The sequence below is a fragment of the Lacihabitans sp. CCS-44 genome, from assembly GCF_024343735.1.
In the GTDB taxonomy this organism is placed as follows: Bacteria; Bacteroidota; Bacteroidia; order Cytophagales; family Spirosomataceae; genus Leadbetterella.
Map to the genome: position 1 here is coordinate 120,779 of NZ_RJUE01000062.1, position 14,627 is coordinate 135,405.

A 14,627-nucleotide genomic window follows, 5' to 3' on the forward strand; every position below is an offset into this window, starting at 1 on the left:
TCAAATATGTTTTAACTCATATTCAAAACCTGGTAAGGCGGTTATTGCTTCTGCTAATGGTTTGCGGTGGCATTGACAAATATTTGCCTCAAAACAGGTAAGTGCTATGCGTTGGTGTTTTTTTAATAAATTCAATATTTCTAATTGTGTTTTTTGTGTTTTTGTAAGATTTTTTAATTTGTAATCTTCAAACAATACATCATAATCAGATTGCGTATTTAATTCCTGCCTTTGGTCAGATTGTATTCCAACTTCTGGATAATGAAGATAAGCTATGCCAAGATTTTCGCAAAAACGTTTTAATTGACTTTTACTAAATCCGTATTTCATACTCAAGGGATTGTTTCTAACATCTACCAACAGTTTCACATCGTTCCTAACGAGCCTATTAAGATACTCTTCCAGTGAAATTCCTTCATAACCAATTGTAAACAATACATTTTTGCTTTCAAAAGTACGAAGAGCCTTCACTTTGGCAAATTCATTTTCCGAAAGTATCTCTTGGGCCTTTATGCTTTTAGTAGCCCAATAAGGGAAATTCAAATAAGTATGCTTCATAAGGCCAAACGAACTCATTCCACCATACAGCTTCTTTATTTCTAGCACTTTTTGCTGGTCTATAGCTTTTAGTTGTTCGAAATAAGTTGTTTTCTCCGCTACAAAGAAGTGACTTTCGGTTTCAGTTAATAAACCTTTAGTGACCATAGTAACCAAGTCTGCACTAGCCGAAAACGAATAACAACCAAACTTGTAAGGCACAAAATCATATACACATTCTTTGCCCTGCGACTGACTAAACAAAAAGAGTATTTTCTGAAGTCTGATTTTTTCCAGATTCCCTTCAAACAACTCCAAAAAGGCTAATATTACTTTTCTTCTGTAGAACATGACACAAAGGTAAGATTTTAATAATTTACTTTACCAGTCTCCCTTCTTTTTGTAATATTCCATGCCCTTGAAAGCAGCAGTTTGTGCCTCTCTTAAAGTTTCAAACTCTTTTTTGCCAAATGATTCATCGATTTTTACAGTAAACTTCCCAGTATTTTTATTTTTAAAGATTGTGATATTGTGTTCTTCGATATTCAAATATGTATTCCCCTTTGCACTAGACTTCGATTTACGGCTGTACCAAGTTTTAAGTCTTGAAGCTCGACTTCTTAACTCTTTTTTTTATTAGCAGGTAGTGCCAAAGTATTATTGCAAAACTCTCAAATATTTAACAACGGCACTGCTTTGATTTCTCTAGGCAATTCAGAACTCAGCCTTTCAGGCTCAGCCATGACCAACAACACCATAGGAGCATCAGGTGACAAACTCATTCTTTCGTTTGGCAACAACACCATCCTAAACAACCCAACCTCCGCTCCTTTGGGTGTGGTGCGGCTGGATTAGAGTGGGAGGACTTTGAGAATAAAATTGACGGCCAATTTCTTCATTTCGGTCTGTAGACCGATGGACTTTGCTTCTTAGTCTGAAGACTAAGAAGAGCAGGAGAATTGGAAATGGTATGTTACTGATTCTCTAACAATATGCCGCAAAAATAGCAATGTGCCTATTTTGAAATTACCAAATGACAGAATCAGTCTAAGACTGATGGGCACCGCTTCTTAGTCTGAAGACTAAGAAGAGCAAGTTCTTTCTTGGCCTTCAGACTAAGTAGGGAAATACAGGTAGCCACTAGGTTTTGGAATTTGCTTATGCTTCTCTTTTGGAATTCGTCCTGAATTTATTCCCAGTGATTAAACCAAAGTAATACTGTTCATTTAAAAACGACAGAATATCCTTACATTGCTTTTTATCATTAGGTAATATTAATTTTCTGTCAACCAATTGAATTTTCAAATTAAATTTATTTGCAGAAGACTTAATCTTCTTTGGGCTGGCATTTGTTAATATGTTACTATTTTGGATTAATGTAATTTGCTTTTTAATAATAGTGTCGGCATTTTCTTTGAGCCAGTTAGCGTCAACAGTTAATGTGCCATTTGTTGCAAACTGGTCTATTACTTCATCGCTGGCAGCTTCAAAAAATGAAATTAAACTAAATATTTTGTTTGCGTTTGCATAAGATTTAAAATAAAACCTGTTGTTTATGTATATAGCGTTCACCATATTGTCAACTATTAAAGCATTGTTTGTGAATTTGTCGAAAGTATCCTTATCCCAAAATATTACATTTTTATTCTGCAACAACTTTCTCTTGTCAAAATTTTGAAAATAATAGACTTCATCTTCAACCCAAAACAAGGCTTTTATATCATCTGTTGCTAAATTCAATACTTTTAAGCCGATTGGATTTGTACTTGACTCAGCTACATTTTCAGGTAATTCAAATTCTACATATAGTATTTCCTCATCTTGAATATTGAAGTTTCCATCAAACAATATTTCTTCAACATCCTCATTTAAAAATGCGTTACCATTATTAATAAATACGTTTCTTATATCAGCAGTAATTGTTTGTAGTAAGTCAATTTTTCTAACTGTGTCATCTTTTAACATTGCGAAAAAATTGCATGTTACATTCTTCATATTCTAAATTATTTATTGGATGAATCTAATAGCACAAAATCAGTAAGTTGAGAATATGCCTTTATTTCATTGGGGTTCTTTAGTTTATCTTTTGAAATCATTAAATATGTTACTTCCCTTTTGGTTGCAATTTCATAATAGCTGTAACCAAATAGCTTCATGAGTGGATTGTGAAAATAAGTTCCCTTGTTAATGTAAACTATAATGCAAAGAGCTAAACACCAGCCTGCTAAATAAACCACATCTTTTTTATAAATTTCAATACAAGGAAGGAAATAGGTGAAAATCAAAGCATTCATATTAAGGTCAGAACTTTTGATTGACTTAACTTCAATGCTATTTCGTGTTAATTTAGTTGTAGCCAAATGAAGAATAAACCAAGAGATTAAAACAAGAAATACAAAGATGAAAACCAAATTCAATTTATTGAAAAAATCACTAAGTTTAAAATCAGAAAAATTTATAAATCCAATAGTTCCGCCAGCATTGTATATGCTATATAAACTAACTAACCACCAAATCAAAATGACTGGAGAGTACGCAGTTATTGCAAATGTTAGTTTTATTAGCTTTGAAAACATGATAATAATTATTGGATTTTTTTTACTCTCAAGTATATTTAACTTTTACTAATCTGCCATCGGTTTTATCCTACTTTCAATAAAAGATATTTCTCCATCATTTAAGTTATACTTTTTATATAATTGCTGGTCAATTTCATGAATGGGCACGATCCAATCAATGTCGGAATTAGAAGTAAAGTCTTGCATTGGTACCCATTGATAGGTAGATTTCGTAGCGTCTTGAGTAATTTTTCTCAATGAAACAAAAAACCTAAAAAACTTAGTTTTCAAGTATGTTTCTAAATTAAAAGCTTTCTCCTTTGAATCTGTATAAAAGAATAGGAAAGATTGGGTACAAACAGAAGGATTCTCTACTACTAAAGGCCTTCCTAGTACTATGTCTGGAATTTTCTTTCCTCCATCTGAACCCGCTTTTGGTATTAATACTTTATAAGTATCAATTAAGTTAATGCTCTTGGATACATCCTCCCTACTAATCCAACCTATTTTCCTTTTTGTTTTTGTGATATAATGTAAAGGAATAAAACCTTGAACTTCGACTTTACTGAAGGCATTAAAGTTGGATGTCCAACCAAATTCCTTATCAACAGATAATATTAAAGTAATTGATGTTTCATTTTTATCTAATATCTTATTTAAAATAATTACTGACAAACTATCTCTTACAAGTATATCAAAATTATCAAGATCTCGATGTACTGGTCCAAAAACATTATTACCTCTAATTGTCATTACTTTACATTTATCATCATGTTCCCTATCCCAGAGTAAATAACAAATCCCCCCTTTTACCTCTACTCCCGGAAAGACCTCATTTGAATCAGGAAAATCAAATAGTTTAGAAATCCTCCTATCTTCTAGCATAGATTGTCTAAAATCATTTAAACCAAGCCCACCCGACATCCATCTTGATGGAATAATTAAACTTACAAAGTCTGGACGAAGTGATTTAGAAATGTCCACGAACTTATTGTAAATTGGCAAACTTCTATTACCGCCATCAGCAGTAAGTTGATAAGGAGGGTTACCAACTATTGCATTAAATTTCATATTATTATCATTATTTGCTTTCCAAAATGTATTTCCTTGTTTTATTTTCGTGATAAAATTCTCTTGCTTATTCGTAATTTGGTTTATTAAATCTTCAAAATATCTGGTATTAACTTTTGTGCTTCTAAATCCTACCAATGTACGTTTTGTGATACTTTTTGCCATTGGGGTCTTGCAGAGAACGAAAACATTCTCCGCTAAAGTTCTATCCCAAAGTTCTTGCTGTTTGGCAATTGTTAAAGTTTCAGGTGATTGGTTTGGATATTTCTCTTTAACTCGATTTTTAAAAATACTGTAAGCTACATAGAGAGGATAAAGACCAGATTTGGAATTAATCTCTAAAATACGTGAATCTGTTGAAAATACATCTAGTGTCACATCAGTATGCTCAACGAAGACCGGCTCTGATATTGTTTTTTCTCGACTTTCATCTAAAAATACATAACCGCCCAGGCAATCACCCAAGTGCATATTTACCACACGCCAAGGTGTTAAAACAGTTTCTTTATCAGGGTTTCTAAAGGTGCCAAATATTGAAGTGATTCTTTCAATTCGCTCTTCAACAGTGAGTGCATCAGCAGCTCTGGCTAAAGCCCTAACTCTTTTCCCGGCCGCCCTAAACACATCGGGCTCATAATATTTTCTGAATTTTAGAAATGTTGCTTTAGTAACTCCTTTAGGCATAAATTCTTCCCAAGACTTATTATCTATTAATGAGGTGAAATTATCTATTGAAATTTCTTTATCCTCATTACTTACATCAGCACCATAAATTAATAAAGGCATACGAATAGAAATACCCCTTAAAATTGAAATTGCACTGTCACGGTTTTTCTTTTTGTCAAATTTCTCTTTTATCAGTCTTTTTTCTTCCTCAGTTAATTCATGGGTGTCTTTTTTCTTAGTTTTTTCTAATTTCTCATATTCCTCATCGGTAAAGCCTTGCTTATTGATATCAATGTCGCCGCTTTTAGGCATGGCTTTAGTACTACCAATAATTTTTTTTAATCCATCAAACTCCTCTAATTCGACAGACTCCAATTTCATCAAAATGTCGTTATTGTATAAATAGCCATCTTCAAAGCCGTTCCTAACTACTCGTTCTACATAAACTTTTTTGAGTTGTTCCAACATACCATTGACATCATACGTCCTCATTTGAGAACCATGAATGGCTATTATTGGGCAGAAGTTCAGAAATTCACCCATTATCTTTCTATCTTCTCCAGTAGTTTTACCGACTTTGGCCGAAACCTTGGCCGTTTCGGCTATTACTTTTAGCGTACGATCGGGTGCAAAATCAAATACAAAACATTCTTCTTTTACTTTTCCGTTTATGGTTGCGGGAGTTTGAACGCGGAAAATAGTTTGCATATAAGTAGATGCCGAGGTATTGTGAGAACCAGAGAGCATAAAAACTGCTGTCCAGGCTTTCACTGAAACCCCTGTCGTCAATCTTCCACAAGACAAAGTTATTGAATAGGTTTCATGAGGTTTATCACCTATGGCTTTTTCAACCTTTTTCAGAGCTTCGTCTGTAGCCACTTCTTCATCACCATTACCAGCTACATTAACGATTTCAAATTGCCCAAATACAGGGTGAGATTTGAGTAATTTACTCAATGCTTTAGCTTCTTTTACGCCAGGAACCATCCAAAGGGAATGTCTGAAGTTGTCTCGATAACCACCATAAGAATATGGATAGTTGCTTTCTGGATCTTCCTTGCAAATAAGGTTCAAAAATGAGAGAACGTCCTTTTCATGTAAAAAACTGCCAACCTCATTAACTCTAAAAAATTCACGGAAATTAAATGCAATTTCTTCATCTAAAAAACCTTTTAATAATTGACCTAGGTCGTAAGTGAAAATATTGAGTTTAGGAAGTGATGAATAAGGGTTTGGATCACCTAAGTGGATATTATTCCATTCCAACTTAGCTTTTTGCTCCATTACATAATCCCAAGTATAAATTTCATCTTCTTGATACTTATCAATAAGGTTAAAAGGTGTACCTGAAAGATAAAGAACCTTTGTATTACCCTTTTTTAGCTCTTTCAGTACATTTTCACCCAACTCCGTTTGAGTGCCTTCGTGTGCCTCATCAATTATAATAAAATCCCAAAGAGTTTGAAAGATTTCATCATTTTTATTAAAATTACCTCCAACCTTTTCAGAGCCTCTAAGGTCTTGCATAGATGCAAAGTATATGTATTTTACATCTATGGTTTTACATTGTTTCTCTAAAGTAACAAACTGATTTCCCTGATTTTTTGAACCATAAGCATATTGAGGTGAGTCATAGAATATTTTTCCAAAGTCTTCAAACCAGCCTTTATCTACCACTGGTCTATGTGTTAAGATTAGGGTTCTTGTAAATAAATTCTCCTTAACAACTTGAAGAGCTGAAAGGGTTTTTCCGAATCGCATTTTAGCAAACCAAAGCATTTCATTACCTTTTTTGAACTGCTTTGTAGTTTTTTCAATTGCTTCTTTTTGCTCGGGCCTGAATTCAACAGGATTCTGAGTATCACTTACCTGACTTGCATGTAAAGAATCTTTACCTTCTTTTACAGCCTTTATGGCTTTTTTGACAGTTTCTAAGTCTGTTTCAAACCATTCGTTGGCTTTGTTTTTTGTATCGAAAGTTTTTCTTCGTATTCCCGAACGAATCAAGACGTTATGAACTTCAGCATCAGAAAAGGCATTTAGAATTCCTTTGTATGAATAAATGGCAACTTCAGTATACAATAAATCATAGGCAATACCAGCCGTTTGGGTATATTGGTCTATACGTTTTTTTGCGGCTTTGTTAAGTATTGAACTGTTTGGCTCCAATCCCCAAATATTCTCATTATCTGAAGTAGCTTCTCCGATTTTTAAACAACCTTTGTGAGCAGCATCATTGATGCGAAAAATATAAATTAACTTTAGTTTGAGTGCGGATGTAAATTTCATGCTTTTTTACTTTTAATTAAATCAACAAATCTGATTTTTCTACCATTTCTTCCAGTCTCAAAATCCTTATTTGACCAATCTTTTATTAATGAATATATGCCGTTATGCTTATCAATTTTGCTAATTTTACAACCTTCACATTCTTTTGATTCGAGGGTACCGAAAATATCTAAAACATTGGTTTCATTTATGCCACATGAGTTAGGAATAACAGCCTTAAGACCATCCATTTGCCAAACATTCCATGATATAATATAGGCTATGAAATCAATAGATTTTAATAATGGCTCTTTATTGAATTTGTAAATATAGTTTTCAATAAAAGTAATTAGCATAGCCTCTCGAGCCAGTAGAAGGCTATCGCCTTGCCACTCAAAAGCATAAGTATTTTTATAAGCTGTTTGTGCTGCTTCCAACCACTCACCAGAGTCATCTACGTTTTCGTTGATAACTCTAAGTTTTCTGTCAAGCAAACCAATACGATTTTCAATTGGAATAAAATCACCGGTTGTACTATCATATCTACTTGTAATGTATGGTGCTTCACCACAAGCCATTTCCAAACGTGTATCTTTAATATAGTTTTTATAGGTTTTTCCTTCAGGAAAAGTTATTTTCTCAACATTTGTCGTCCATCTAAACTTTTCGGAATCAATTAATTCAATATTAAAAACCCCTTCTCTACCAAACCAAGCGTTATCAATCAAATTATTTTGTGCATTACAAATCCAAGAAGGAGTAAAGACTTCTGCCATTTCTTTAGATCTAGCTTGTTGCAATATCTTATCCTTATGGACCCTTGGCATTATAATGTTGCCATTCTCACCAGTTATTAGTTCAGGTAAAATTTCGGAATTAAAATTATACTGACTACCAAGGTGATTGTAATTGTCAGTAGCCCAGAATATATTCTTTTGGGTTGTATGGTCTCGAAGTAGGTTTGGGAGAACATCAGGATATTGTTCTAGTATTTCATTTTCTAATATGTCAATCCCTATTTGCATACTTTCTTGAGTGTAGTTCTCTAACAATTGCTTTGAAAAATTAGATATTGATTTTTATTTAAATATTCATGTGTTCTATACAAAACTAAGCCAAATGCAACTGTATTCAAAGCTTTAGATTTATAATTTTGGTATTAATCCTAAAGTTCATTTTGGCATCTCGGCTGATTGTATGCCTTTAAAATTAATTAGCAATAAAATCACACCTAATTTCTCCTAAGCTCTCAATTTTCAATAAAAAATATCTACAAAAAATAGGCTTTGATTAGGCGAAGGCACTTTTGTGCTTAATTTTGGATTCAGTTCTAAACAACTTATAAATGAAACGCGAAAAAGCACTCAATCTCATACGACTTTTAGACCTCCTCTCGCTCCGCTCAAAAACCAAGGGGCAACTGGCTAGGATACTCGGTGTACAGGTAAAACAGATCAATCGTTACTACCAAGACCTCGAAAATTTTGGTCTGCATTTAGACGAAGACATTGATGGCCATCAGTTTATATTTGGTGCTGACCAAATAAGAAAGGGCATACTCGAAGACAACGAAAAAGAATGGATATGCAGCATTGTACAGCTGCACGACCCTGAACACCCTTTTACACAAAGTATCAAACAAAAGCTGGGCCGCAAGGACATACCGTTTCCGCTACCCGAACAAATAAACGATGCCAAACTGGGTAGCAACTACGACAAGATTTGCTTTGCGATAGCCCATAATTTGCAGATAGAACTCGTCAATTATCACTCGCCCATGTCTGCAAATCCAAAAGCACTGAGGCTGGTAGAACCTATAGAATTTAATGGCGAACACCGCCAACTGCAAGCCTACGAGGTATCGTCGAGAAAGGTGAAGAGTTTTAAAATAGACCGCATAGAGCTGATAAACCTAAAGGAAACCTATTGCCACAAAAATGGTAAGCGAAAACGCTATACTGACCCCTTCGGCATAAGCAGTGACAAAAAGCAGACTGTAGAAATCCAGCTGAGCCAATATGCCAGAGAGCTCATAGCCGAAAACCACCCACTTACTAAGCCCTATCTGATAGTAAAAAATGAGGTTTGGTATTATTACGGCCCCATCTGCGGCAGCACGGGGATTGGAAGATTTATATTGGGTTTGCCTGGCCATATAGAGGTTATTGAGGGAGCGGAATTGCTCACCTACCTACAAAAAAAGGTGTCAGAATATAGTTTTGCGACAACAAACACGCATAACATTAAGCCAGCACCCCTAAAAAAGCTTTCCGCCTAGTAAAGCCTCTCTCCATGCGTCAAAGGCCGTACAATTGCAACCATGCCAATGGTTTGCTGCATTAAAAATTATCTCACAGGGGGGTAATTTGACATTGAAATCGCCGAATTTAACATCAAACTACCCCCACATGGTGTTCAACATTGGCGAATCTGACATCAGATTGGGGTAATATGAGCTTGAATTCGTAGAATCTGACATCAGAGGAGGGTAGTATGGCTTCTAAGTCCTCGAATATGACATCATATCCCACGAATCAGAGATCAGATTCCACGAATTTGATATCAAAATCCACGAATTTGATGTTACGCTATAGCGTATGTTTTTTGCGACGCCGTACCTCGTTAATTTTGGCGAAATTTTACTGCTACAAATTGCCTTCCTGCGAATCAAATCATGAATAAAGAAAGCCATTTTTGAATAAAATAGATATGTCCAAAAACCGCCCCTTTAAGGGGAGAGTTGTTGTGTAGTTTTGTAATGTTCAAAAGCTGTCAACCCATTTATCAAAAACCTTAATCCTTAAACGAAAGAAAGCTATCTAATAACTCTACCGCAGCAATGCAAGTAGATAAAGTAGCCAGTCTGACATTTAACGGATAAACGGAAATGTATAAATGGGTTTTATTTTTTGAGCTGACGGTCAACAGGATAAGAAAGAGGGTAAAAACACCAAAAAGTAAAAAAAATATGAGACCAAAAGCCGGAGAAGCAGTGTATGTACATTTTGATTTTTTTATATACTACTTAAATAACAAAGACAATGTCAAAACCTAGGATTAACATTCCTTCAAATGTTCAAGAGGTAATCGAAATGGCGGAGATTATCAACAATAGACACGTGGCTGACGGGGAGACGTCGCCATTGAATGCCCTGCAAGACCATAAACTTGCAGATATAGGTCCTTTGCTAACTGCATGTTTGCAACAACACCTCAAGGCAGAGGAACTGCGTAGGCAAATGGAGCTGGCCTACCGTGAGCGTGATGCCATGGTGAAGCCTATTTCCGAAACCATCAAAGCATGCCGAGACTTGCTTTTGGGAGTATTCAGGGCCAATCCCAAAAAGTTGGGAGAATGGGGCTTTAAGGTTTCTGATAGCCCGTCGAAGGCTATTTCTCGCCTAAAAACTAGCAGCAAAACCGAAGCTGCAGTATAAGCGAGCAGAATTTATGTATGGACAAAATCACCGAACCGCAGTGGAAACGCTGCGGTATTTTTTTTGGGAGTGGTTATTGGCATTCTGAATCTTCATTTAACTACTCGCTTAGTGCCTTTTCGCTTCATTACTTTTGTCCATTCAACCTCATTGCCTTTCTCCCTCATTGCCTTTGTGCCTCATTTCCTTTATGCCTTTGTGCCTTAATCTACAACACCAAAAACTCCACCCTCCTATTCTTTTTCTTGTTGGCTTCAGAGTCGTTGGGTGCTATCGGTTCCATGGGACCACGGCCAGTTACAGACAGTCGGTTAGAGGCAATTCCTTTCTTTATCAAGTAATCCATAACAGACTCACACCGTCCTTTTGATAGTTTTACGTTTTCAAAAAGGTCCCCGACGTTGTCGGTGTGTCCTCTCACTTCTATTTTTAGCTCTGGGTTATCCTTCAAGACTGTTACCAGTTCGTCTAATTGCACAAACGACTCTGTTCTTAAAACAGGACTACTTTGGTCAAAATAGATGTTTTCGAGTGTTATTTTTTTACCTTTACTTATCTCCCCAAAAGTTTTTGTATTGATTACAGCGGCCGGCTTAGACTCTACCGCTGCCACCTCGGCTTTTTTCTGAACCAAGAATATATTCTTTTCAAAATCACGCTCCTTTATCCATTCAAGGGCATTTATTTTTTGCACAATGGGTTCGTAAGAGGCGTTATTCATGGTAAAAACATAGCTTTTCTTGGGCGACATGTAAACCAGATTTTTGCCATTCATGAATTTCTGAACCTCAGCTTTATTGGTGGCCTCCACCACAGTGTAGTCAAGCCTTGGAATGGGCTTATTGGTCTTTTTGTCATAAAACCTAAACTCAAACTCGTAGTTGAGCTGTTGGGCTTTCAAATCCTGCCTCACTTTCAATATCAAACTATCCACAAAGGCCAGCTTGTAGTTTTCGGGTTCGATGTTGGTACCACTGAGATTGATATCAAAGACGGTTTCGGCTGGTCCTTTTATAAACGCCGGAGCCGCACCTATGGCCTTGGTGTTTGATTTGATGTCTGGAAAAAGCTCTTCGTCTGTGAATCGGTCATAAACATACAGTTTCAACTCATGTTCTTTAACCTTGATTTCAATCGGTTTAAATGTGACTTTGGTATTAAGTTTCACTTCTTCTATCACCTGTTCGTCGCCTTGATAATTTGGTGCGGCCATCAGAACCGTATATCTACCTTTTGTTGGCAATATATATTCTGCGGCACCTTTGCTGTCTGCTTTTACTGTGGCCAATTGTTTTTTGTTGGCATCTAAAATGGTAAAGTTTGCGAGGGCAATGGGCGTATTTTTCTCCAAATCTAAGGCCACAAGCTGAAGTTTATAGATTTCTTTACCAAGTTTCAATTCTAACACAAAGTTCTTAGAACCCTCCTTTGGAAGTTCGATTTTAACGGTTTGTTCGGCCGAAGTATAATTTGGAGCAGAGCCTTTAACCACCCAAGTATCGTTCTCGGTCAAAGGAAGCTTTATGATACCTGCTTTTATGTCGAAAATGGTGGAGTCTTTTTTGTTTTTGCTATAAACCGTAATCTTGCCATCGAGCGGCTGATTGGTATAAAAGTCTTTCAAATAAACAGTCAGGCCTGAATCTGCCCATCTCTTTTTCTCAGCCAAACGTTCGTCTTCCAATCGTTTCTTTTCCAAAGCCAATTTCTGGGCTTTTTCTAATTCCAAAGCTTCTTGTTTGAGTTTTTCGGCAGCCAAACGTTCGTCTTCCAATCGCTTCTTTTCCAAAGCCAATTTCTGGGCTTTTTCTAATTCCAAGGCTTCTTGTTTGAGTTTTTCGGCAGCCAAACGTTCGTCTTCCAATCGTTTCTTTTCCAAAGCCAGTTTCTGTGCTTTTTCTAATTCCAATTGTTCTTGTTTAAGTTTTTCAGCAGCTAAGCGTTCGTCTTCCAATCGCTTCTTTTCTGAAGCCAATTTCTGGGCTTTTTCTAAATCCAATTGCTCTTGTTTAAGTTTTTCAGCAGCCAAACGTTCGTCTTCCAATCTTTTCTTTTCTAAAGCCAATTTCTGGGCTTTTTCTAATTCCAATTGTTCTTGTTTAAGTTTTTCGGCCGCCAAACGTTCATCTTCGATTCGCTTCTTCTCTAAAGCCAGCTTTTGTGTTTTTTCTAATTCCAGTTGTTCTTGTTTGAATTTTTCAGCAGCCAAAAGTTCGTCCTCAATTCGCTTCTTTTCCAAAGCCAATTTCTGAGACTTCTCTAATTCCAAAGCTTCTTGTTTCAGTTTTTCGGCAGCCAAAAGTTCGTCTTCCAATCGTTTCTTTTCTAATGCCAATTTCTGAGTTTTTTCTAATTCCAATTGTTCTTGTTTGAGTTTTTCGGCGGCCAATCGTTCATCCTCTATTCGCTTCTTTTCCAAAGCTAACTTCTGGGCTTTTTCTAATTCCAATTGCTCCAGTTTGAGTTTTTCAGCGGCTAAACGTTCGTCTTCCAATTGTTTCTTTTCTAAAGCCAATTTCTGAGACTTCTCTAATTCCAATTGCTCCAGTTTGAGTTTTTCGGCAGCCAAACGTTCGTCTTCCAATCGTTTCTTTTCCAAAGCCAATTTCTGAGCCTTCTCTAATTCTAAAGCTTCTTGTTTGAGTTTTTCGGCGGCCAATAGTTCATCCTCTATTCGCTTCTTTTCCAAAGCTAACTTCTGGGCTTTTTCTAATTCCAATTGCTCCAGTTTGAGTTTTTCGGCAGCCAAACGTTCGTCTTCCAATTGTTTCTTTTCTAAAGCCAATTTCTGAGACTTCTCTAATTCCAATTGCTCCAGTTTGAGTTTTTCGGCAGCCAAACGTTCGTCTTCCAATCGTTTCTTTTCCAAAGCCAATTTCTGAGCCTTCTCTAATTCTAAAGCTTCTTGTTTGAGTTTTTCGGCGGCCAATAGTTCATCCTCTATTCGCTTCTTTTCCAAAGCTAACTTCTGGGCTTTTTCTAATTCCAATTGCTCCAGTTTGAGTTTTTCAGCGGCTAAACGTTCGTCTTCCAATTGTTTCTTTTCTAAAGCCAATTTCTGAGACTTCTCTAATTCCAATTGCTCCAGTTTGAGTTTTTCGGCAGCCAAACGTTCGTCTTCCAATCGTTTCTTTTCCAAAGCCAATTTCTGAGCCTTCTCTAATTCTAAAGCTTCTTGTTTGAGTTTTTCGGCGGCCAATAGTTCATCCTCTATTCGCTTCTTTTCCAAAGCTAACTTCTGGGCTTTTTCTAATTCCAATTGCTCCAGTTTGAGTTTTTCAGCGGCTAAACGTTCGTCTTCCAATTGTTTCTTTTCTAAAGCCAATTTCTGAGACTTCTCTAATTCCAATTGCTCCAGTTTGAGTTTTTCGGCAGCCAAACGTTCGTCTTCCAATCGTTTCTTTTCCAAAGCCAATTTCTGAGCCTTCTCTAATTCTAAAGCTTCTTGTTTGAGTTTTTCGGCGGCCAATAGTTCATCCTCTATTCGCTTCTTTTCCAAAGCTAACTTCTGGGCTTTTTCTAATTCCAATTGCTCCAGTTTGAGTTTTTCAGCGGCTAAACGTTCGTCTTCCAATTGTTTCTTTTCTAAAGCCAATTTCTGAGACTTCTCTAATTCCAATTGCTCCAGTTTGAGTTTTTCGGCAGCCAAACGTTCGTCTTCCAATCGTTTCTTTTCCAAAGCCAATTTCTGAGCCTTCTCTAATTCTAAAGCTTCTTGTTTGAGTTTTTCGGCGGCCAATAGTTCATCCTCTATTCGCTTCTTTTCCAAAGCTAACTTCTGGGCTTTTTCTAATTCCAATTGCTCCAGTTTGAGTTTTTCAGCGGCTAAACGTTCGTCTTCCAATTGTTTCTTTTCTAAAGCCAATTTCTGAGACTTCTCTAATTCCAATTGCTCCAGTTTGAGTTTTTCGGCAGCCAAACGTTCGTCTTCCAATCGTTTCTTTTCCAAAGCCAATTTCTGAGCCTTCTCTAATTCTAAAGCTTCTTGTTTGAGTTTTTCGGCGGCCAATAGTTCATCCTCTATTCGCTTCTTTTCCAAAGCTAACTTCTGGGCTTTTTCTAATTCCAATTGCTCCAGTTTGAGTTTTTC

General features: G+C 36.3%; 10 protein-coding genes. 3 read left to right on the forward strand and 7 right to left on the reverse strand.

Going from position 1 to position 14,627, the window contains the following annotated elements; all coding sequences use genetic code 11:
- Together EGI26_RS18835 and EGI26_RS18840 are read right to left on the reverse strand one after the other, a co-directional pair.
- Positions 1-888: a DUF488 family protein gene (locus tag EGI26_RS18835; RefSeq protein WP_255080616.1), complete on the reverse strand. Its 888-nt coding sequence runs from the start codon at positions 886-888 to the stop codon at positions 1-3.
- A 30-nt stretch (positions 889-918) separates the two neighbouring features.
- Entirely contained in the window at positions 919-1,086 is a 168-nt protein-coding gene (locus EGI26_RS18840; RefSeq protein WP_255080617.1) for a hypothetical protein, read from the reverse strand.
- A gap of 111 nt (positions 1,087-1,197) precedes the next feature.
- Between EGI26_RS18840 and EGI26_RS18845 the strand changes: the two genes are divergently transcribed.
- Entirely contained in the window at positions 1,198-1,392 is a 195-nt protein-coding gene (locus EGI26_RS18845) for a hypothetical protein (RefSeq protein ID WP_255080618.1), read from the forward strand.
- A 303-nt stretch (positions 1,393-1,695) separates the two neighbouring features.
- Here EGI26_RS18845 and EGI26_RS18850 read toward each other — a convergent pair whose 3' ends face one another.
- From EGI26_RS18850 to EGI26_RS18865, 4 genes are read right to left on the reverse strand one after another with little or no spacing between them, the layout of a single operon-like run.
- A complete protein-coding gene (locus EGI26_RS18850) occupies positions 1,696-2,532 on the reverse strand; it encodes a Kiwa anti-phage protein KwaB-like domain-containing protein (protein ID WP_255080619.1) in 837 nt (278 codons plus the stop codon).
- Between the two features lie 8 nt (positions 2,533-2,540).
- On the reverse strand, positions 2,541-3,113 hold the full coding sequence (locus EGI26_RS18855) for a hypothetical protein (protein ID WP_255080620.1): 573 nt from the start codon (positions 3,111-3,113) through the stop codon (positions 2,541-2,543).
- A 48-nt stretch (positions 3,114-3,161) separates the two neighbouring features.
- Entirely contained in the window at positions 3,162-7,121 is a 3,960-nt protein-coding gene (locus EGI26_RS18860; protein ID WP_255080621.1) for an Eco57I restriction-modification methylase domain-containing protein, read from the reverse strand.
- Positions 7,118-8,152, reverse strand: coding sequence for a hypothetical protein (locus EGI26_RS18865; protein WP_255080622.1), 1,035 nt, complete (start codon positions 8,150-8,152; stop codon positions 7,118-7,120). Before EGI26_RS18865 ends, EGI26_RS18860 begins: the two co-directional genes overlap by 4 nt.
- Positions 8,153-8,445: 293 nt before the next feature.
- On the opposite strand from EGI26_RS18865, the gene EGI26_RS18870 reads away from it, so the two are divergent.
- Entirely contained in the window at positions 8,446-9,378 is a 933-nt protein-coding gene (locus tag EGI26_RS18870; RefSeq protein ID WP_255080623.1) for a WYL domain-containing protein, read from the forward strand.
- A gap of 763 nt (positions 9,379-10,141) precedes the next feature.
- Positions 10,142-10,537 carry a hypothetical protein gene (locus EGI26_RS18875; RefSeq protein ID WP_255080624.1) on the forward strand — a complete coding sequence of 132 codons (396 nt, stop codon included), beginning with the start codon at positions 10,142-10,144 and terminating at the stop codon, positions 10,535-10,537.
- A 208-nt stretch (positions 10,538-10,745) separates the two neighbouring features.
- On the opposite strand, the gene EGI26_RS18880 is transcribed toward EGI26_RS18875, so the two are convergent.
- On the reverse strand, positions 10,746-14,627 hold a 3,882-nt coding region (locus EGI26_RS18880), incomplete at its 5' end, for an OmpA family protein (RefSeq protein ID WP_255080625.1).

Excerpts from the sequence above, each read along its gene's own strand:
- EGI26_RS18835 (WP_255080616.1), bottom strand. The coding sequence starts at position 888 with ATGTTCTACAGAAGAAAAGTAATATTAGCCTTTTTGGAGTTGTTTGAA.
- EGI26_RS18850 (WP_255080619.1), bottom strand. The coding sequence starts at position 2,532 with ATGAAGAATGTAACATGCAATTTTTTCGCAATGTTAAAAGATGACACA.
- EGI26_RS18855 (WP_255080620.1), bottom strand. The coding sequence starts at position 3,113 with ATGTTTTCAAAGCTAATAAAACTAACATTTGCAATAACTGCGTACTCT.
- EGI26_RS18860 (WP_255080621.1), bottom strand. The coding sequence starts at position 7,121 with ATGAAATTTACATCCGCACTCAAACTAAAGTTAATTTATATTTTTCGC.
- EGI26_RS18870 (WP_255080623.1), top strand. The coding sequence starts at position 8,446 with ATGAAACGCGAAAAAGCACTCAATCTCATACGACTTTTAGACCTCCTC.
- EGI26_RS18875 (WP_255080624.1), top strand. The coding sequence starts at position 10,142 with ATGTCAAAACCTAGGATTAACATTCCTTCAAATGTTCAAGAGGTAATC.